Source organism: Pseudalkalibacillus sp. Hm43, assembly GCF_051842935.1.
Lineage (GTDB): Bacteria > Bacillota > Bacilli > Bacillales > Fictibacillaceae > Pseudalkalibacillus.
This window is the reverse complement of sequence record NZ_JBPXRR010000005.1, coordinates 1-21,043: the sequence shown is the minus strand read 5'-3', so window position 1 is coordinate 21,043 and position 21,043 is coordinate 1. Positions and strand designations below refer to the sequence as shown.

General features: G+C 44.4%; 19 protein-coding genes and 2 tRNA genes. All 21 read left to right on the top strand.

Going from position 1 to position 21,043, the window contains the following annotated elements; translation table 11 throughout:
• Positions 1–128: 128 nt before the first annotated feature.
• The 21 genes from ACSVDE_RS18605 to lysS all read left to right on the top strand — a co-directional run bounded on the left by ACSVDE_RS18605 (position 129) and on the right by lysS (position 20,675).
• Positions 129–205: transfer RNA gene (locus tag ACSVDE_RS18605), tRNA-Met, on the top strand.
• Between the two features lie 38 nt (positions 206–243).
• A tRNA-Glu gene (locus ACSVDE_RS18600) sits at positions 244–318 on the top strand.
• A 519-nt stretch (positions 319–837) separates the two neighbouring features.
• Entirely contained in the window at positions 838–3,324 is a 2,487-nt protein-coding gene (gene spoIIE, locus ACSVDE_RS18595) for a stage II sporulation protein E (protein ID WP_439302453.1), read from the top strand.
• Between the two features lie 114 nt (positions 3,325–3,438).
• Entirely contained in the window at positions 3,439–4,179 is a 741-nt protein-coding gene (locus ACSVDE_RS18590) for a hypothetical protein (protein WP_439302419.1), read from the top strand.
• Positions 4,151–5,143 carry a serine/threonine protein kinase gene (locus ACSVDE_RS18585; protein WP_439302418.1) on the top strand — a complete coding sequence of 331 codons (993 nt, stop codon included), beginning with the start codon at positions 4,151–4,153 and terminating at the stop codon, positions 5,141–5,143. Before ACSVDE_RS18590 ends, ACSVDE_RS18585 begins: the two co-directional genes overlap by 29 nt.
• Positions 5,144–5,199: 56 nt before the next feature.
• Positions 5,200–6,600 carry a tRNA lysidine(34) synthetase TilS gene (gene tilS, locus ACSVDE_RS18580; RefSeq protein ID WP_439302417.1) on the top strand — a complete coding sequence of 467 codons (1,401 nt, stop codon included), beginning with the start codon at positions 5,200–5,202 and terminating at the stop codon, positions 6,598–6,600.
• 15 nt (positions 6,601–6,615) lie between these two features.
• Positions 6,616–7,158, top strand: coding sequence for a hypoxanthine phosphoribosyltransferase (gene hpt / locus ACSVDE_RS18575; RefSeq protein ID WP_226552608.1), 543 nt, complete (start codon positions 6,616–6,618; stop codon positions 7,156–7,158).
• A gap of 77 nt (positions 7,159–7,235) precedes the next feature.
• The gene (gene ftsH, locus ACSVDE_RS18570; RefSeq protein ID WP_439302416.1) at positions 7,236–9,203 is read left to right on the top strand and encodes an ATP-dependent zinc metalloprotease FtsH; all 1,968 of its coding nucleotides are present in this window, start codon (positions 7,236–7,238) and stop codon (positions 9,201–9,203) included.
• Between the two features lie 108 nt (positions 9,204–9,311).
• Entirely contained in the window at positions 9,312–10,085 is a 774-nt protein-coding gene (locus tag ACSVDE_RS18565) for a type III pantothenate kinase (protein ID WP_439302415.1), read from the top strand.
• A gap of 16 nt (positions 10,086–10,101) precedes the next feature.
• A complete protein-coding gene (gene hslO / locus ACSVDE_RS18560; RefSeq protein ID WP_439302414.1) occupies positions 10,102–10,998 on the top strand; it encodes an Hsp33 family molecular chaperone HslO in 897 nt (298 codons plus the stop codon).
• Positions 10,995–11,918, top strand: coding sequence for a peptidyl-prolyl cis-trans isomerase (locus tag ACSVDE_RS18555; RefSeq protein ID WP_439302413.1), 924 nt, complete (start codon positions 10,995–10,997; stop codon positions 11,916–11,918). The genes hslO and ACSVDE_RS18555 overlap by 4 nt, the downstream gene beginning before the upstream one ends.
• A 77-nt stretch (positions 11,919–11,995) precedes the next feature.
• A complete protein-coding gene (gene cysK, locus ACSVDE_RS18550) occupies positions 11,996–12,922 on the top strand; it encodes a cysteine synthase A (protein ID WP_226552598.1) in 927 nt (308 codons plus the stop codon).
• A gap of 527 nt (positions 12,923–13,449) precedes the next feature.
• Positions 13,450–14,892, top strand: coding sequence for an aminodeoxychorismate synthase, component I (pabB, locus tag ACSVDE_RS18545; protein WP_439302412.1), 1,443 nt, complete (start codon positions 13,450–13,452; stop codon positions 14,890–14,892).
• Between the two features lie 3 nt (positions 14,893–14,895).
• The gene (pabA, locus tag ACSVDE_RS18540; protein ID WP_439302411.1) at positions 14,896–15,489 is read left to right on the top strand and encodes an aminodeoxychorismate/anthranilate synthase component II; all 594 of its coding nucleotides are present in this window, start codon (positions 14,896–14,898) and stop codon (positions 15,487–15,489) included.
• Complete coding sequence (gene pabC, locus ACSVDE_RS18535) at positions 15,474–16,328, top strand: aminodeoxychorismate lyase (protein ID WP_439302410.1); 855 nt, start codon at positions 15,474–15,476, stop codon at positions 16,326–16,328. Before pabA ends, pabC begins: the two co-directional genes overlap by 16 nt.
• Before the next feature lie 381 nt (positions 16,329–16,709).
• Positions 16,710–17,555 (top strand): dihydropteroate synthase, encoded by an 846-nt coding sequence (gene folP, locus ACSVDE_RS18530; RefSeq protein ID WP_439302452.1) that lies wholly within the window; start codon positions 16,710–16,712, stop codon positions 17,553–17,555.
• Positions 17,548–17,910, top strand: a complete 363-nt coding sequence (gene folB, locus ACSVDE_RS18525; RefSeq protein WP_439302409.1) for a dihydroneopterin aldolase — start codon at positions 17,548–17,550, stop codon at positions 17,908–17,910. The genes folP and folB overlap by 8 nt, the downstream gene beginning before the upstream one ends.
• The gene (gene folK / locus ACSVDE_RS18520) at positions 17,907–18,431 is read left to right on the top strand and encodes a 2-amino-4-hydroxy-6-hydroxymethyldihydropteridine diphosphokinase (RefSeq protein ID WP_439302408.1); all 525 of its coding nucleotides are present in this window, start codon (positions 17,907–17,909) and stop codon (positions 18,429–18,431) included. The genes folB and folK overlap by 4 nt, the downstream gene beginning before the upstream one ends.
• The gene (locus ACSVDE_RS18515; protein ID WP_439302407.1) at positions 18,383–18,601 is read left to right on the top strand and encodes a helix-turn-helix domain-containing protein; all 219 of its coding nucleotides are present in this window, start codon (positions 18,383–18,385) and stop codon (positions 18,599–18,601) included. Before folK ends, ACSVDE_RS18515 begins: the two co-directional genes overlap by 49 nt.
• A 135-nt stretch (positions 18,602–18,736) precedes the next feature.
• Positions 18,737–19,162, top strand: coding sequence for a GreA/GreB family elongation factor (locus ACSVDE_RS18510; RefSeq protein WP_439302406.1), 426 nt, complete (start codon positions 18,737–18,739; stop codon positions 19,160–19,162).
• A gap of 19 nt (positions 19,163–19,181) precedes the next feature.
• Positions 19,182–20,675 carry a lysine--tRNA ligase gene (gene lysS / locus ACSVDE_RS18505; RefSeq protein ID WP_439302405.1) on the top strand — a complete coding sequence of 498 codons (1,494 nt, stop codon included), beginning with the start codon at positions 19,182–19,184 and terminating at the stop codon, positions 20,673–20,675.
• Positions 20,676–21,043 lie beyond the last annotated feature (368 nt).

The following is a 21,043-nucleotide window of genomic DNA, read 5'->3' as shown; positions in this document are numbered from 1 at the left end:
GAAAGGGTGCTTTAATACGAACTCATGCTTCAGTCGTAATGAAAAGATCATTTAATCGCAAAAAACCTATTGACGAGATCTCGATTATCTTGTATTATTCTTGTTGTGTCTTTAAAACATATCTATTTGGCGGTGTAGCTCAGCTGGCTAGAGCGTACGGTTCATACCCGTGAGGTCGGGGGTTCGATCCCCTCCGCCGCTACCATTTTTATCTGATGTTAAAAATAAATAACTAATAGATTAGGCCCCTTGGTCAAGTGGTTAAGACACCGCCCTTTCACGGCGGTAACACGGGTTCGAATCCCGTAGGGGTCACCATTTGCACATAAAAGACAACTGTCCTGACAAAGGGCAGTTTTTTTGTACCCAAAAAACGTGATTTGATCTATAATTTCTGATTTTTATGGGAAAATCGCAAAACTGATCTATAAATTTCTATATTTATTGGAAATACACGAGTTTTTATGGGAAATAACCGGAAACTGATCTATAAACGTGTAACGAAGCTCAAATCTACCCCCGATGGTCAACTGAAATCCGTCGACATGCCCATCTATCCTTGTAGAATGGTAAAACCTTTCTCCTTACTCATCCTTCCTTCGCCAATATTTTCGAGTTAACCAAATTACACTCCAAAACTGTAATCCCTTAGAAGCCCATGAGAAAAAAGAGAAAAACCTATACTGTAGAAAATTCTGAAAATTGAATCATAATGGCGTCGAGCCTCGTAACCCGTCGAGAAGTTTTTTTCCGCTCGACTGACCATTTGACAAAAAATGAAAGTAGACTGTGATTAAATAGACAACACAAATCTATTAACAGGTGGTGCGGGGAATGATGCAAAAGGTAGGATCGGAAAGCAACCAGGTGTTGCGGAAGTTCGTACTGGTAGAAAGGTTGAAGAATAATATATCCTCTCATATGAAAGAAACGAGTCTACGGGTGAAGCGTATTCTCCTCCACTGGAGTCTATTATTGTTTTGTACAGGCTTTTTACTCGGCCGTGCACTCATTCTTTCTGAATTATCCCCATTTGCGATTCCGTTCTTCGGAACTGTTCTATTTTTAAAAAAGGAAAGAGCTGGGGTGGCGGCGATTGCCCTCCTGGCTGGAGCACTGACGACATTTGAACAGACGGGACTATATGTAGCGGTCGGTCTGGCTGTCTTCTTCGTCCTTTATTCCATCCTTACGAATCTAGTAAAACAGAACCTGAAACTATTACCGGTCACTGTTCTCGCTGCCAGCTTCATTACGAGGATGAGTTTGCACACCTTCGCATCCGAGCCGATTACGACCGGTACAATGTTGATGGTGTCGATTGAAGCAGGGTTGAGTAGCATCCTGACATTGATTTTTTTACAAAGCATTCCATTGCTTTCCCTTAAAAAGATCCAGCATTCTCTAAAGAATGAAGAAATCGTCTGTTTCATCATCTTGCTAGCTTCGGTCATGACGGGAACGATCGGCTGGCATGTGTATGATCTGTCGCTTGAGCATATTCTGTCCCGCTATTTAGTCCTGATCTTCGCCTTCGTCGGGGGTACAGCCATCGGCGCTACGGTCGGTGTCGTTACAGGCCTGATTTTGGGACTTGCCAATATAGCGAGTCTCTATCAAATGAGTTTGCTCGCATTTTCAGGTTTATTAGGAGGTTTATTAAAAGAGGGGAAAAAACTGGGTGTGAGTGTCGGCTTGTTCATCGGGACTTTATTGATTGGTCTATATGGAAACGAGTCCGGATTACTGATTAATAGTCTGCTTGAATCGTGCGCCGCTGTCGGTCTATTCTTGCTCACACCGAACAAAGCGATCTCGAAACTATCCCGCTACATACCGGGGACGAAAGAATATACACAAGAACAGCAGCAATACTTACGCAAGGTTCGAGACGTAACTGCCAACCGGGTCGAGCAATTCTCTCACTTGTTCCAGGCCTTATCGAACAGCTTTTCCAACACAAGTGCGACGACCATGATGGAAGAAGAGGGGAAGCGGGAGCTCGACATGTTCCTCAGTAATGTAACGGAGAAGACTTGTAATAATTGCTTCAAGAAACGGCATTGCTGGGTGAATAACTTCGATGAAACCTATGATTACATGGCGAAGATCATGACTGAGACATCACCAAATGGATCCTTGAAAGATCGGGCACTACAGAAAGATTGGGAACGGCATTGCGTACGTTCCAAGAAAGTGATCGATACGATCCAGTATGAACTCGGTCAATATCATGCCAACATCAAGCTGAAGCAACAAGTGAAAGAAAGCAGAAGGCTAGTTGCAGAACAGCTGCAAGGCGTATCTCAAGTAATGGACAATTTTGCGAAAGAAATCCAACGGGAAAGGGAAAACCATCAGATCCAAGAAGAGCAAGTGAAGGAAGCGTTGGATGATATCGGTCTGGAAATAGGGAACATTGAAATCTATAGCCTTGAAAAAGGTAGCATTGATATAGAGATGAGTATTCCGTATTGCAATGGACGGGGGGAAGCAGAAAAAGTCATTGCTCCGTTACTGTCCGATATATTGGATGAGACGATCGCCGTCAAACAGGAGGAATGTGCCGCTTATCCGAATGGATTTTGTCACGTCGTCTTCCGATCTTCCCAAAGCTACGTCATTGAAACAGGTGTGGCCAGTGCGGCAAAAGGTGGTGCCTGGGTTTCGGGAGACTGTCACTCGACGATTGAACTCGGTGCTGGTAAACATGCCGTGGCCATCAGTGATGGAATGGGGAATGGTGAACGAGCTCATCTGGAAAGCAATGAAACATTGAAGCTGCTTCAACAGATTCTCCAATCCGGGATCGATGAGACGACTGCCATCAAATCAGTCAACTCCATCCTCTCGTTACGGACGACAGACGAGATCTTTTCGACACTGGACCTCGCTATGATTGATTTGCAGGATGCGACGGTACGGTTTTTGAAAATCGGATCGAGTCCTAGTTTTGTAAAAAGAGCTGACCACGTGAGGATGATCGAGGCAAGTAATCTACCAATGGGAATCATAGAAGAATTTGATGTTGAAGTTGTGAGTGATCAACTGAAAGCAGGGGATTTCCTCATCATGATGAGTGACGGAATCTTCGAAGGACCGAAGAATGTTGAAAATAAGGAAGCTTGGATCAAGCGAAAAATTCGGGAGATTCACTCGGACGACCCGCAAATCATAGCCGACCTCTTACTTGAAGAAGTCATCCGAACGGATCGGGGACAAATTGAGGATGATATGACGGTGGTCGTAACGAAGATCAACCGGAACATTCCGAAGTGGTCTACCATCCCGTATCAAAACAAAAACGAAAGGAAGCGAGCTTGAAGATAGAGGCTTTTCGAAAAATGAATACGTATGAACTAGAGTCCTTGATTCTAGTATAAATCCCCTCGGCCTTGACCATCATGGTAATAACAATTTGAGAGAGGGGATTTTTGCATGAGTAAAGGCACATTAAAACAAATCCTGTTGATTACAGATGGATGCTCGAATCATGGTGAAGACCCGGTAGCCATCGCCGCATTGGCGAGGGAAAAAGGGATTGCCATCAACGTAATCGGAATCTTATCCCAGAACGAAGCGTATGGTGAACATGGACTGAAAGAAGTAGAAGATATCGCGATGAGCGGTGGGGGTGTCAGTCAAATCGTTTACGCGAACCAGCTGGCCCAAACCGTGAAAATGGTCACCCAAAAGGCAATGACTCAAACGATCCACGGGATGATCAACAAAGAATTGACCCACATCTTAGGCGATGAAAAACAAATGGAAGATCTACCACCCGATAAACGCGGTGAAGTGATGGAAGTCGTGGATGAAATCGGTGAAACGGTCAATCTTGAAGTATTGATTCTCGTCGATATTTCAGCAAGTATGGATGACAAGCTCCCGACTGTCCAAGAATCATTGTTGGATCTTTCCATCTCACTCAATTCGAGAACGGGTAAGAATCAATTTGCCATCTATGCGTTCCCTGGTAAAAAGCAATCCATTGAACGGTTGATGGATTGGACACCACAATTGGATACGATCGGAAAAGTATTCAAAAAAATATCGACTGGTGGCATTACACCGACCGGTCCTGCCTTACAGGAAGCGCTTGAGCTGTTCCCAGAAAGAGGTTCGAAGCGTAGACTCCTAGGTGAGTATGATGAATACATCGAAGAATCCGGAAGTTAAACTGACCCCTGGTGATCTCATTGTTGGAAAGTGGAACCGAAACCAATATACAATTCTTCGCGAATTGGGCTCAGGTGCTACGGGCACGGTTTACCTAGCAAGAGGAAATCGTTCCAAAGTAGCTGTAAAGGTCAGTCATGACACACTTTCGATTACCTCTGAGGTCAATGTCCTCAAACATCTATCGAAGGTCCAGGGGAAAACACTTGGACCTTCTTTTATCGAAATGGATGATTGGGTGACCTTGAAGGGAGCACTCCCGTTCTATGTGATGGAATATGTACAAGGCGAGTCGTTATTTGTTTTCATGCGGCAGCGGAAGGAAGAATGGTTCGGAATCCTTATGTTGCAGTTGCTTCGGGATCTGACCGACCTTCATGCCTCGGGATGGGTTTTCGGCGATTTGAAACCGGACAACCTGCTCATCTCAGGACCGCCTCCGAAAATACGTTGGTTGGATGTCGGAGGAACGACTATGATCGGCAGGGCCATCAAAGAATATACGGAGTTTTTCGACCGGGGATATTGGGGTATGGGTTCAAGGAAGGCTGAGCCTAGCTATGACTTGTTCGCAGTCGGGATGATCATCATCAACTATGCGTATCCGAAACGATTCGATAAGAAAGAGGGTGGATGGAACCAACTGCAGAAGGCGATAGATCAGAACAGGTGGCTGAAGAAATATCGAGCGATTCTGTACAAAGCCTTGCATGGTCAGTATTCATCCGCAGAACAGATGAGAGAGGATTTATTGAAACATTATTCTGCTAAATCATCTGCAAAAACCACCTCTGCGTCTCGTCCTATCCAAAAGACCAGTCCTTCCGTCACCCCGCCAATGAACCAAAATGGCAGGTATAAACGGAAGAAAATGAAAAAACGCCGACATATGACCGAAACGGTGCTGATCTTCTTGTTTCTATTGGTTTTCTATGTCGTCTATTTGATGGGCCAGACGATGTAAATCGGATGAACATGTTATAATTTCATCAATAGACTGAATTGATGGTGAGGATCTTCATGCAGCAAGCAATCGACGAATTTATCCAACGAAATAGACTATTGAACAAAGGAAGCAAAGTGGTCGTAGGTGTCTCGGGTGGACCGGATTCTATGGCGCTGCTTCATTATTTAATGGGGAAACGTGACAAACTGGACTTGAAGATCGTCGTTGCACATATGGATCATATGTTCAGGGGGGAAGAATCTGCTGAGGACGCACGCTTTGTCATTCAATATTGTAACCAGCATGCCATTGAAATTGAACATTCTGAAAAAAACCTTCCTTTATATATAGAAGAAACAGGAGAGTCTCCTCAACAGGCTGCTCGAAAGGTAAGGTATCAGTTTTTATCCGACATGATGGTCCAACATGAAGCCGATTACCTTGCTTTAGCCCACCATGGAGATGATCAAGTGGAAACGATGTTGATGAATATGGTGAGAGGGACAAGCCTCACAGGACTTTCAGGAATCCCTTTTATGAGACCATTCTCGACAGGGAAAATCATCCGACCTTTACTCAATGTAACGAAACAAGAGATCCTTCTTTATTGTGAGAACAATGCAATCCCTTATCGTATGGATCCGAGCAACACAGATCCGAAATATACACGGAACAGGTTCAGGAAGCACGTGTTACCTTTTTTGAAAGAAGAAAATCGGAATGTCCATGAGAAATTTCAATCCTTAAGTGAATCTATATTGGAAGATGAGGCATATTTGGAACAACAGGCAGAGGAAGCGCTCGAGAATGTTATTGTGGAAAAGTGTGACAATCAATTGACATTGTCGATCGTGCCCTTTCTGAAGGTGGCAATTCCTTTACAAAGGAGAGGGATTCATCTAATATTAAACTATCTTTATCCAACAAGCCAAGAGAATATTATGTCCAATCATATCAAGGATTGTCTGCAGCTGATCATGTCTGATTACCCGTCAGGAACCCTCCATCTCCCAGATGGATTGATTGTCCGACGGTCCTATGAGAAGTGTACTTTCACCTTCGAAACCGATGAGACAGGCTCCCCTTATCGTTATCCAATACATTCTGGCGAAACTTATCCATTACCAATGGGAAACTTGAGTTATCACCGTTTAACCGGAATGAAAACCGATAAAAAAGGGAAAGATTATCTCGTGTTTGCATCCACGCAAGTGCAGTTGCCGCTCATCGTCCGGACGAGGGAAGATGGAGATCGAATCCGTCCTGTCGGGGTCAATGGCTCTAGAAAAGTGAAGGATATCTTCATTGATGAGAAAGTTCCGAAGCACTTACGGAACGTCTGGCCCATCGTCACCGATTCGACAGGGAAAATCATTTGGATTCCAGGCTTGAAGCATGCGGAACTCCCGCCTGTTTCAGGAGATGATATGGATTGGATGTTTTTATCTTTTGAAAATACAAGGCATGAGGTCTAGGAGGAATACATACTTATGAGAAACGATATGGAAGAGATCTTGATCTCTGAAGAAGAGATTCAAGAAAAGGTCCACGAGCTTGCTGAACAACTATCCGAAGAGTACAAAGATCGTTTTCCGCTTGTCATCGGTGTATTGAAAGGGGCACTACCTTTCATGGCGGATCTTGTAAAACGGATGGACATTCATGTTGAATTGGATTTCATGGATGTATCGAGTTACGGAAATTCAACAGTGTCATCTGGTGAAGTGAAAATCGTGAAGGATTTGAACACTTCATTAGAGGGTCGTGACGTATTGATAGTAGAAGATATCATCGACAGCGGCCTGACTTTGAACTATCTGATTGAAATCTTCAAGCATCGTAAAGCGAAATCTATCAAGATCGTCACACTTCTGGATAAGCCATCCGGGCGTAAGGTTGATCTTAAGCCTGACACAGCCGGTTTCATCGTACCGGATGCATTCGTAGTCGGGTATGGACTGGACTTTGCAGAGCGCTATCGTAATCTTCCATTCATTGGTGTTTTGAAGCCAGAGATTTACCAAAACCAGTAAAGTCAAATTGTTGTGAATAAATGAACACATGTGATACTATAATTAATGATTTGTTTGTATGCGAGAGGAGGTAAGGGATGAATCGCATCTTTAGAAATACAATATTCTATCTATTAATATTCCTTGTCGTTGTAGGGATTGTCAGCTTTTTCAACGGCAACAACAACGACGTTGAACAATTAAGATATGATCAATTCAAAACAAAACTTCAAGATGGTGAAGTAAGATCCCTTTCAATGCAACCGAAGAACCAGGTGTTCGTCATCCAAGGACAGCTTACGAACTATGAGGATGAACAATACTTTAACACGAATATTCCACCAGCATTGACAGAGGAAGTCCTTACATTAGCTGAGCAAGCAGAGCAACCTGTTGAAGTTGATGTGAAAGAAGCAGAAGGTACGAGCGGCTGGGTAACATTCTTTACCTCGATCATTCCGTTTGTCATCATCTTTATCTTATTCTTCTTCTTACTTAACCAGGCACAAGGCGGCGGAAGCCGTGTCATGAATTTCGGTAAGAGTAAAGCCAAGCTTTATAGTGAAGAAAAGAAAAAAGTCACCTTTAAAGACGTTGCGGGTGCTGATGAAGAAAAGCAAGAACTTGTTGAGGTCGTCGAATTCTTGAAGGATCCTCGTAAGTTCGCTTCCCTCGGAGCGCGTATTCCGAAAGGTGTCCTGCTTGTAGGACCTCCAGGTACAGGTAAAACCTTGCTTGCAAGAGCGGTTGCCGGAGAAGCGGGAGTACCATTCTTCTCTATCAGTGGTTCCGACTTCGTTGAAATGTTTGTCGGTGTCGGTGCATCACGTGTTCGTGACTTGTTCGAAAACGCGAAGAAAAACGCACCATGTATCATCTTCATTGATGAGATTGATGCCGTTGGTCGTCAGCGTGGCGCAGGACTTGGCGGCGGTCACGATGAGCGTGAACAGACATTGAACCAATTACTCGTTGAAATGGACGGATTCAGTGCGAACGAAGGTATCATTATCGTTGCAGCAACGAACCGACCGGATATCTTGGACCCAGCATTATTGCGTCCTGGTCGTTTTGACCGTCAAATTCCTGTCGGACGTCCAGATGTCAAAGGTCGTGAAGCGGTACTTAAAGTACATGCTCGAAACAAACCTCTTGCTGAAGAGGTCGACCTGAAGACCATTGCCATGAGAACTCCAGGATTCTCAGGCGCAGATCTGGAGAACTTATTGAACGAAGCAGCGCTTGTTGCTGCCCGTCAAAATAAGAAAAAAGTAGACATGGAAGACATCGACGAAGCAACGGACCGTGTCATTGCAGGTCCTGCCAAGAAGAGCCGTGTCATTTCTGATAAAGAAAAGAACATTGTTGCATACCATGAAGCTGGACATACGATCATCGGTCTTGCTCTGGATAATGCAGAAATTGTTCATAAGGTTACGATCGTACCACGCGGTCAAGCCGGTGGATATGCGGTCACATTGCCTAAGGAAGACCGTTACTTCATGACGAAGCCTGAACTGATCGATAAGATCACAGGATTGCTTGGTGGTCGGGTTGCCGAGGAAATCACATTCGGTGAATCCAGTACTGGAGCAAGTAACGACTTCCAACGTGCGACTGGTATCGCCCGCCGCATGGTTACGGAATTCGGTATGAGTGAAAAGCTTGGACCGATGCAGTTTGGTCAAGGCCAAGGAGGAAACGTCTTTCTCGGTAGAGACATTCAGAACGAACAGAATTACAGTGATGCCATTGCTCATGAGATCGACCTTGAAGTTCAGAAGATCATCATGGAAGCATACAACCACTGTAAAGAAGTTCTTGTTCAGAACCAGGAGCAGCTGAACTTGATTGCTGAGACGCTGAAAGAAGTGGAAACACTGGATAGCGAGCAAATCAAATCTCTATATGAAACAGGTAAAATGCCTGAAGGATATAAAGCTCCTGAAAAGAAAAAAGAAACTTCTTCTGAAGATGATGTGAAAGTGAACATCAATAAGAAGGAAGAAGATACTACTGAAGAGTCGAATGAAACAAACGATTCAGACGACAATAAAAACGAATAAAGCTTATATGATAAAGGATGTCCATCACGGGCATCCTTTTCTTACACGTGTTTTCATGGGTTGTTTGTGTTATAACTAAAGAAAATGGTATAGATAGTGGGGAATAGAATGATTTTAGTAATGGATGTTGGAAATACGAATATCGTCCTCGGTGTATATGAAGGGGATGAATTGAAATACCACTGGAGAGTTGGTACAAGTAAAAAGAAGTCAGAAGATGAATACGGGATGTTCATTTCCAATCTGTTGACACATGTTGGATTGGCGTTCAAAGATATCGATGGGATCATCCTTTCATCGGTTGTACCGCCACTCATGTTCCCGCTTGAGAAGATGTGTGAGAAATACTTCAACTTGAAACCACTCGTAATTGGACCTGGAATCAAGACAGGTTTGAATATCAAAACAGAAAACCCGCGCGAAGTGGGGGCAGATCGTATCGTTAATGCAGTAGCAGCTTTACATGAGTATAAAAGTCCGTTGATCATTGTCGATTTTGGAACAGCAACGACATATTGTTATATAGATGAACAAAATAATTACCTCGGAGGAGCGATCTCCCCTGGTATCGGCATTTCGACTGAAGCGCTCTATACGAATGCAGCCAAGCTACCTCGAATCGAGATCATGAGACCGGATCATGTCGTCGGGAAAAATACGGTAAGTGCGATGCAAGCAGGAATCTTTTACGGATATGTAGGTCAGGTGGAAGGAATTGTCCAACGAATGAAGGACCAATCCGGTCAAAACCCGACGGTCATCGCCACTGGTGGGTTAGCTCACCTGATTGGGGACGAATCTGCCATCATCGATGTCGTAGATCCATTCCTCACGTTGAAAGGTCTTCAACTCATCTATCATAAAAACACAGATTTACATTAAGAAAGGGAGTTTCACCATGTCAGATTACTTAGTCAAAGCATTAGCTTTCAATGGAAACATCCGAGCTTTTGCTGTCGATACAACCGAAATGATTCGAGAAGCACAGCGTCGTCAAGGCACATTGCCGACTGCGTCTGCAGCACTAGGCCGAGCAATGACGGCTTCTACCATGATGGCGTCCATGCTGAAAGGTGAAAGCAATAAATTGACCGTCAAGATTGAAGGGGATGGACCGCTCGGACCGATCATCGTCGATGCGAACGTCCAAGGGGAAACCCGTGGCTATGTTTCCAACCCGCTTGTCCATTTCGACTTGAATGCGAAAGGAAAGCTTGATGTTGCTCGAGCTGTCGGAAAGAATGGACATCTATCCGTCGTCAAAGATCTCGGTATGCGGGACAAATTCACTGGACAAGTTCCTCTCGTTTCAGGGGAATTAGGAGAAGACTTTACGTATTACTTCGTATCATCTGAACAGATTCCATCGGCTGTCGCAGTCGGTGTGCTGGTCAACCCTGATAATACCGTCCTTGCTTCAGGCGGTTTCGTCATCCAGGTCATGCCAGGAGCGCAAGATGAGATGATTACGTTCATTGAGAAGCGTCTAGAGAATTTAGATCCTGTTTCCAAAATGATCGAAGCAGGCCATACGCCAGAACAACTTCTCTACAATGTATTAGGAGAAGAAAATGTGAAGATCTTATCGACATCTCCAGTTGCATTCAAATGCACCTGCTCAAGAGAGCGGTTTGCCGATGCCATCATCAGCCTTGGGGAAGATGAAATTACGGATATGATTCAGGAAGATGGAAAAGCGGACGCAAAATGTCATTTCTGCAACGAGGAGTATCATTACACGAAAGAGGATCTCGAATCCTTCTTAGATGAAGCGCGTAAGGAGAAAAGTGAATGAAGTCAAAGTGGCTCATCATCATTGCGGCATTTCTGTTGGTGACGAATATCGGCACAGTCGTATATTTCATGTCAGCTGATGAAGAAACAACGGGTGGAGACAAAGGCTCTGTCCTTTCTTCATTCTCAGGGAATGTGGCGCAGGTTGGGGAACAATCCATATCTGAAGGGGATTGGGTTGAACGTTTGAAAGAGCGATACGGAAAAGAAGTGCTTACGCAAATGATCAATAAGGAAGTTGTATCACAGCTTGCAACGAAGCATGACATCACCGTATCGGATGAAGAATTGAATAGAGAGATTGAGCTGTATCACCGAATGGTGGGTACAAGTGCAGATGGGCATGAACACCCAGACGTTGAACAAATGGGTGATAAAGAACTGAAAGAGGAAATTAAACACGCAATCTTACTTGAAGAATTAATTACGAAAGATGTCGTCATCAACGAGGATGAATTGCGTAAATATTATAAAGAGAATGAGCATCTTTATGACCTGAAGCCTCTCTATCAGATTTCTCAAATTCTAGTGGAATCGAAAGAGGAAGCGGAACAAGTCATTCAAGAACTCGAGAACGGTTCATCCTTCTCAACGCTCGCAAGAGAACGTTCCATTGATGAATTTTCAGCTCCTAGCGGAGGTGCCATGGGGTGGGTGGACACAACAAGTAATTATGTCGACCCAGCATACCTCGAGATCATAGAAGATATGGAAACCGGTAAATGGAGAGGTCCGATCCAAACAGAAGCAGGATATGGAATCGTATATCTCCATGATGTGAAAAAGGGAAGCAAGTATGAGTTCGAAGAAGTGAAAGGACAGATTCGACGTCAACTCGCGATCCAGCAACTTGATGCAAACTTCGATCCGAAACAACTTTGGGATGAATTAAAGGTCGAGTGGGAATACGGTTCTCAATAATTGAATAAAGATTCTGATAATGCTATGATTGGATACAGTATTCCTATGAAAATACTAAGAATTGGGGAGTGAATGGTGTGAGAGTGGGAAATTCAATTGTAGATTTGATCGGACAGACGCCAATTGTAAAATTGAACCGTTTGACGGGCAATGAAGATGCAGATGTATATCTGAAGCTTGAATTCATGAACCCAGGTAGCAGTGTCAAAGACCGTATCGCTTTTGCGATGGTAGAAGCAGCTGAAAAAGAAGGAAAGCTGAAAGAAGGTGACACCATCATCGAGCCGACGAGTGGAAATACTGGGATCGGGCTTGCGATGGTAGCTGCAGCAAAAGGCTATAGAACGATCCTCGTCATGCCTGATACGATGAGTATGGAACGTCGTAACCTCCTTCGTGCCTACGGTGCAGAACTCGTACTTACTCCCGGCCCAGAAGGAATGAAGGGAGCAATTGCGAAGGCGGAAGAACTGGCAGAGGAACACGGTTACTTCATGCCGCAACAGTTCAGAAACGAAGCGAATCCTACCATCCATAGAGATACGACCGGTAAGGAAATCGTTGAGCAGATGGGTGATCAGCTAGATGCCTTCATTTCCGGGATTGGAACAGGCGGAACGATCACCGGTGCAGGTGAAGTGTTGAAAAAACACTACCCTTCCATTCAGCTGTATGCAGTGGAGCCGCAGGATTCACCTGTACTATCAGGCGGCAAACCAGGACCGCATAAGATTCAAGGGATCGGTGCAGGCTTCGTGCCGTCGATATTGAATACGTCGATTTACGATGAAGTCCTTACGATCACGACAGATGAATCGTTTGAATATGCTCGCCGAGCAGCTAGAGAAGAAGGTCTATTAGGTGGAATCTCCTCAGGTGCAGCCATAGCGGCGGCATTGAAGGTCGCAAAAAAGCTTGGTAAAGGGAAGAAAGTCCTCGCAATCATACCAAGTAACGGTGAACGCTACTTAAGTACACCACTCTATCAATTTGAACAAGAATAATCATAGCAGATCATAAAGAGCTGACCAGACGGTCGGCTTTTTTTCCTGTTTTCGCAAGCTTTGTTGCTCTTGCACTTGAAGAAAGTATAAAATACTTTCTTCAGTATAAGGGCAACTAAGACTCGACCTATTAAAGGCTTGGTCTCGCCAAGTTTTCTTTAAAAGTAGTTGATTTCCGCTCCAGGTGCTCGCTTTCCGCGGGGCGTGCGGTGAGCCCACTCACTTGCACAGGATGTGCTGGCTTCGACGTTCACCACAGGACGTGGTGGGTCTTAGTCGTAGATCCTTTTAAAAAGTGAATGGTCTCACCTGTCCCGCTGATCCCGCTGGAGTCTCGCACCTTGCTCTTCAATCAAATTGCACAAGTTGCTTCTTTAGCCATTAGCAATCATCCGTAAGAAAAGATCCAAAGAAATAAATATCTTCATACATTATCAATGTAAATAAATGGAGGCTGTTTTTACGTGTCATCCCTGTACTGTTCATGTACAATGAAAGAGGAAAATGAACGTCAGGAGAGGACTTCAATGCAACAGTTCAAAAGACTCCGGTTTTCAAAAACCGTTAACGCTAACCTACAAAATTGGTTTGAGCGATATACAGCTTTTAAAGATGGACATCCTCATCACGTCCTGCTCGAAAGCGGGAGAGGTGGCCGTTTCCATATCATCGGTGTATCGCCAAGCGCTATGTTGATTGGAAAAGACGACCGTCTTGAAATCCGTGTTTCAGCAACAGGTCATATTGAGACCAGACATGGAGACTTGCTTGCTTTGACAGAGCAATATCTTCAGTCCTACATCATCGATGAAGGAGCTCATGAAGAAACAGAACTACCTGATTTTAAAGGTGGCGCAATCGGCTACATCAGTTATGATATTGCCCGACAAATCGAACGGCTTCCCGTTCAAGCAATCGACGATATGGACATGCCGGATGTATACTTCATGATTTTCGAGGACTTTATCGTGTTGGATAAAAAAACAGAAAAACTGACCTTTGTTACACACGTCAGCGAAGAGGCTCAAAGTCAAGCCGCTCAGAAGTTAAATGATATGCAGCAACAATGGTTTGAGGAACGTGAAAATCAAAGTGACGTTAGCCATACAGGAAACATGCAGCCTGAAACGATGGAATACTCCATCGATGAAGAAGCGTTCAAATCGGCCGTACACCAAGTGCAGGACTATATCCGCAGTGGTGATGTGTTCCAAGTGAATCTATCTGTTCGCCAAACACAGCGATTGAACTCTGAACCGTTCAGCATCTATGAACAATTAAGGCAGTTCAATCCGTCACCTTATATGGGTTATATGGAAACCCCTGCATTCCAACTTGTCAATGGCTCACCTGAGCTCCTTGTAAAGAAACAAGGAAATCACGTAAGTACACGACCGATCGCTGGGACAAGGTCACGCGGCAAGACCCCTGCAGAGGATGAAGCATTGGCTAAAACGCTCATAGAAAATGAAAAAGAACGTGCAGAACATGTCATGCTCGTTGACCTGGAGCGAAACGATCTAGGTCGTGTGTGTCAGTATGGAACCGTTGAAGTGAATGAGTTCATGGTCATCGAAAAATATTCGCACGTCATGCACATCGTCTCCAATGTACAAGGTGAACTCGCGCCAGAGCGAAGTACGATGGATTTAATCCGGGCTACCTTCCCAGGTGGAACAATTACCGGTGCACCGAAAATCCGGACGATGGAAATCATTGAAGAACTCGAACCGGTTCGACGGGGCATCTATACTGGTTCAATCGGATGGATTGGATTTGATGGTGATGCTGAGTTGAATATTGCGATTCGGACAATGATCTGTAAGGATGGGAAAGCACATGTCCAAGCTGGCGCCGGAATCGTCATCGATTCGGACCCGAAAGCTGAATTCAAGGAAAGCTTGAAGAAAGCGAAAGCGCTCTGGCATGCAAAAGAACTAAGTGAACAAGCAACAACGAAGAGGGTGTAGAAAATGATTGTGATGATCGATAATTACGATTCTTTCACATACAATTTGGTTCAATACCTTGGAGAGCTGGGTGAGGAACTGATCGTCAAACGGAATGACGAAATCACCATTGAAGAAATTGAACAGCTTGACCCAAGTTATTTGATGATATCGCCAGGACCGTGCAGTCCTGATGAAGCGGGGATCAGCCTGGAAGCGATACGCTATTTTGCTGGGAAAATCCCGATATTCGGAGTCTGCTTAGGGCATCAATCCATTGCACAAGTGTTTGGAGGAGAGGTCGTACGTGCAGAGAGACTGATGCACGGTAAAACATCACCAATACTGCATGATGGTAGAACGATTTTCCAAGGGATGATGCCTGACATGTTAGCGACTCGTTATCACTCGCTCATTGTCGATCGTGGCACTCTGCCAGACTGTTTCGACATATCTGCTGAAACGGAAGAGGGAGAAATCATGGCGATCCGCCACAAAACCCTGGCGATTGAAGGTGTGCAATTCCACCCTGAATCCATCATGACAGAGAACGGTAAACAGCTTCTCCGCAATTTTATTGCAGAATATGGACGTGAATTGGTATGTACATCTACCTGAATGGCGAAATTGTAGAAGATAGCGAGGCAAGGATTTCTCCATTTGATTATGGGTACTTGTACGGTATAGGCTTTTTTGAAACACTCCGCATCTATCACGGCCATCCCTTTCTGTTGGACGATCACTTGGACAGAATCAACAAGGCTCTGCAGGACCTCAACATTGACTATACGTTCGAGAAAAACGATGTGTTGGAAATCATCCATCAGCTGCTTGAACGGAACCAATGGAAAAATGCGAGTATCCGTATCAACCTCTCGGCGGGTGAAGGAGAAGCTGCATTAAGGACGCTTCATTTTACAAAACCGACCGTACTGATCTATGGAAGCTCTTTACCGCAAGCAGGAGTGGAGCTACAGCAGAAAAAAGCCCGTATTCTATCTGTCAAAAGAAGCAGTCCTGAGGGGCATGAGCGATGGAAATCCCATCATTTCATGAATAACTTGATCGCGAAGCAGGAAATCAACGATCCAAGTACGGAAGGCATTTTTATGACAGCCGATGGTTTTGTAGCGGAAGGCATCACTTCTAACCTTTTTTGGGTAAAAGAAAAGATCGTTCATACCCCTTCGCTTGATACTGGTATATTGAATGGGATCACAAGGCAATATGTGATGTCGCTTTGTGAGAAACTAGGTATTCCGGTGAAAGAAGGACGGTATACACAAAAAGATCTTCTCAATGCAGACGAATGCTTCTTGACGAACTCTGTTCAAGAAATCACCGCCGTTCGAACGATAGATGATACTTCTTTTCCTGGTGATACAGGAGAAGTGACGACAGAACTGTTCCGCTACTATCAACAGGATCGAGAAAGACGCTGGTCGAGGAGACCATAGAAAGGATTTTACAAAATGAGATACAACCCTATCATTATCCACCCGCGCACTGAAACGGATGCTATGAATGAGCTTATGTCTGTTGGAGCAAGGATCGATCGGGATAGAAGAAATCGGTTAATTGCGAGTAAAACGGTCGTACGATTAGAAGATCTTTCGTTGAAAGTCGCTTGGTTGGTGAAACAAACGATGCTTCAGAAAGGTCTGGATTCCATCATATCCGAAGGCGCTGAAGAAATGGATGCGGAGACGACCCATGCCTTGTTGCTTGGTCATTCATACGGAATGCAGTTAGCTGTAGAAGACCTGCTTCGACATGAATCGGATGAAGTCACCCTTGTTGGTAGAGAACTCAAAGAACTGTTGGATGGACTAGAACGGATGCAACATCCATGGGTAATCAACCTCCGAGACCAATCATTAGATCTGAACGAGCGCACTTGGATCATGGGAATCCTCAATGTCACACCCGATTCTTTCTCAGATGGCGGTAACTTCAACTCCATTGATCGCGCCGTACAGCATGCTGAAGAAATGGTAGTCGCCGGTGCAGATATTATCGACATCGGTGGAGAGTCGACTCGCCCAGGAGCGGAAAAGGTCTCCCTTGAAGAAGAGATTGAAAGGGTCGTTCCGATCATCAAGGCGGTTCGGGCCGCGGTGGATGTACCTATATCAATTGATACGTATAAAGCAGAAGTAGCCAAACAGGCTATAGAAGCAGGTGCCGACATCATCAATGATGTTTGGGGAGCTAAAGCGGATACGAAAATGGCTGAAGTTGCAGCAGATTATCAAGTGCCGATCATCTTGATGCATAACCAGGACGAAAATCGTTATGACCATCTCATGTCGGACATTGCAAAAGGTCTAAGGGAAAGCATTGATCTTGTAAAAGAAGCTGGCGTGAAAGACGAGAACATCATCCTCGATCCGGGAATTGGTTTTGCAAAAACGTATGAAGATAACCTTGAAGTGATGGCGAACCTGGAGGTGCTGACGAAACTCGGCTATCCCGTCACACTCGGAACTTCGCGGAAATCCTTTATCGGGAAAGTTCTCCAGACCGAGGCGGATCAACGGATGGAGGGGACAGGCGCAACAACTTGTCTAGGCATACAAAAAGGATGTCAGCTCGTTCGTGTACACGATGTGCTTGAAAACAAACGCATGGCCATGATGATGGATGCCATGCTAATGAAGAAGGGAGCTGTGCAACATGGATAAAATTTATATCGATAATATGAAATTTTATGGTTATCACGGTGTATACCCTGAGGAAAACAAATTGGGGCAACGCTTCAATGTCGACTTGATCTTAGAATGTGATTTGACCGAAGCGTCGAAATCCGATGACATCGAGAGCACTGTCCATTACGGTCAAGCTTATGAACTTACAAAAGAAATCGTCGAAGGGAAACCGAAGAAGCTCGTAGAGACGATTGCAGAAGACATCGCCCAAGCCTTACTCAAAAAATTCCCGATCGTCGAGGCGTGTACAGTGAAGGTCATCAAACCGGATCCACCAATCCCAGGACACTATGATGCAGTAGCCATTGAAATCAAGAGGTCTCGTACATGAAGGATGTTTTCATTGCATTAGGGTCCAACATTGGAGACCGTTCCGGTTTTTTGCGAAGTGCTTTGAAGGAAATTGATTCTCTCGATCAGACGAATGTCGTGAAAGTATCCTCCATATATGAAACAGAACCCGTCGGTTATACCGATCAAGATGTTTTTTTGAATATGGTGGCGAAGATCGAGACGGAAATCCCACCTCATGAGTTGTTGGATCTTTTATTGAAGATCGAAAAGAAGCTCGACCGTACACGTGAGGTACACTGGGGTCCACGCACGATAGACCTTGACATTTTGTTGTATAATCAAGAGAATATACTATCAGAAGACCTAAAAATACCACATCCTAGAATGCTCGAAAGAGGATTTGTCATGATTCCCCTTTATGAGCTTCAACCTGATTTGCAATTTCCACATACGGATGAAAACTTTGAGAAGGTCATCGAAGAAAGATTGGACAAAAAAGGAGTATACGTATGGAAGCGGAACAATGGGGAAGGCGAATTCGGGCTTTTCGAAAACTGAAAGGTTTCACCCAAGAAGGGCTCGCAGGGGAAATGAACATATCTGTATCGATTCTCGGTGAGATTGAACGAGGGAATCGCATGCCAGATGAAGATATGATCCAAAAAGTCAGTCAGACTTTGAAAATATCATTAGAAGAACTTTCTCCAAAAAAAGTACAGCAGTCGTAAAAGAGTGGAACAACACGTTCCAAATCGGTGAAATAACAAAAAGAAGTTAAAGTAGGATAACGGTGTACTCTTAGAGAATACTGTTTACATACCTCTTGGTGTCAACACAAGCAACCTATTAATAGGAGGATGAGTATGAGTGAACAAGTAACCCAGCTCACGTGTGAAGGCATCAAGAAGTTAGCTACGGATTTGATTGAAGTTTATGAAAGTAGAAAGACTGCACCGGAAGTTGACCCTCAGCAGTCTGAGGGAGAAAACAGGTTCTATGATCAACGGATACAGGACCTCGAACGATTGTTGTATGCTGCACAGCCTTTACAAGAAGGAAGCCGAAAGGGAGTCATTACGATCGGATCGAAAGTCACGTTGTTCGATTCCTACTTAGAGGAAGCTGAAACCTACATGCTGGTCCATCCAGTGGAAGCCTCCCCGACGATGAGATATCTTTCTGTCGATTCTCTGTTAGGCAAAGAGTTATTACTACGGAAAAAAGGCGAGCAAGTATCTGTCTCGCTTTATGGAGATACAATTAAGTACAATATTTTGGACGTGAATTGATTGATTAGGAGTGATACAAATGAGTCAGGACGTAGAATTAAATGACCAATTACTCGTTCGACGAGAAAAATTGAATACATTGAAGGATTTAGGGATCGATCCTTTCGGACATCGATTCGACCGTACCCATACGGCTGAATCCATGGTGAAAAACTTCGATGAAATCTCTAAGGAAGACTTATCAGAACAAAACAACGAAGTCTCTCTTGCTGGAAGAATCATGACAAAGCGTGGCAAAGGTAAAGCTGGATTTGCTCATATGCAAGATTTGACTGGTCAGATTCAATTGTATGTACGTAAGGATTCAGTAGGGGACGAGCAATACGAATTGTTCAACACGATCGACATCGGAGACATCGTCGGAGTGAAAGGGGTCGCTTTCAAGACGAAAGTCGGAGAACTCTCCGTTAAAGTGACAGACTTCACACTGCTTTCAAAGGCACTCCGTCCTCTTCCGGACAAGTTCCATGGTTTGAAGGACATCGAGCAACGCTACCGTCAACGTTATGTTGACTTGATCATGAACCCTGAAGTGAAAGACACGTTCATTACACGTAGTCGCATTTTACAATCCATGCGCCGATACTTGGACAACAACGGTTACCTTGAAGTAGAAACACCTACGATGCACTCTATCCCAGGTGGAGCTTCTGCTCGTCCTTTCATTACGCACCATAACTCACTCGACATGGAGCTGTACATGCGAATTGCAATCGAGTTGCACTTGAAGCGATTGATTGTCGGTGGAATGGAAAAGGTATATGAAATCGGCCGTGTATTCCGTAACGAAGGTGTCTCCACTCGACACAACCCTGAATTCACGATGATGGAGCTTTATGAAGCCTACGCAGATTATCAAGATGTCATGACTCTGACAGAAAACTTGATCGCTCATGTGGCTGAAGATGTTCTCGGATCGACGACAGTGAAATACGGCGATTATGAAGTAGATCTTAAGCCGCAATGGACTCGCCTCCATATGGTGGATGCGGTGAAAGAGCATACAGGTGTGGACTTCTGGCAAGAGATGAGTGATGAAGAAGCTCGTGCACTTGCAAAAGAACACAATGTCCCTGTTCAAGAAACGATGTCATTCGGACACGTGGTCAATGAATTCTTTGAACACTTCGTTGAAGAGAAACTAATTCAACCGACATTCGTGTACGGACATCCGGTTGCGATTTCTCCATTAGCGAAGAAAAATGCTGAAGACCCTCGTTTCACAGATCGTTTCGAGCTCTTCATCGTCGGACGTGAGCATGCGAATGCCTTCACCGAGTTGAACGATCCAATTGACCAGCGTGAACGATTCGAAGGTCAATTGAAAGAACGTGAGGAAGGAAACGACGAAGCACATATGATGGACAACGATTTCATTGAAGCATTAGAATACGGTCTACCGCCAACCGGAGGACTCGGTATCGGAATTGATCGTATAGTTATGCTGTTAACGGACTCTCCATCGATCCGAGACGTGCTGCTCTTCCCACAAATGAGACACCGCAGCGAGTAAATGAAAACAAAGGGCTGATCCTACAAGGATCGGCTCTTTTTATTTTTACTCAGGAATTTAGATCTATTTTTGAAAAATGTATTGAATCGACTCAAGAAAGATGGTATATTATTTTTCGTCGTTGGAAAAACTGATTTCGCGACAACACACGATGAAATTCTTTGTTGACATCGACAAAGCCGTGTGATAAATTAATAAAGTCGCCAATAAGCGACAAACACAAAAACGGTTCGCTTTTAGCGAGTCGAAAGCTCTTTGAAAACTGAACAAAAGCCAAGCGTGAAACGGGTCTTTTTATAAGAACCCTGAATCAATTTCGATTTACATTTAATGAGCAATCAAACACTTTATTGGAGAGTTTGATCCTG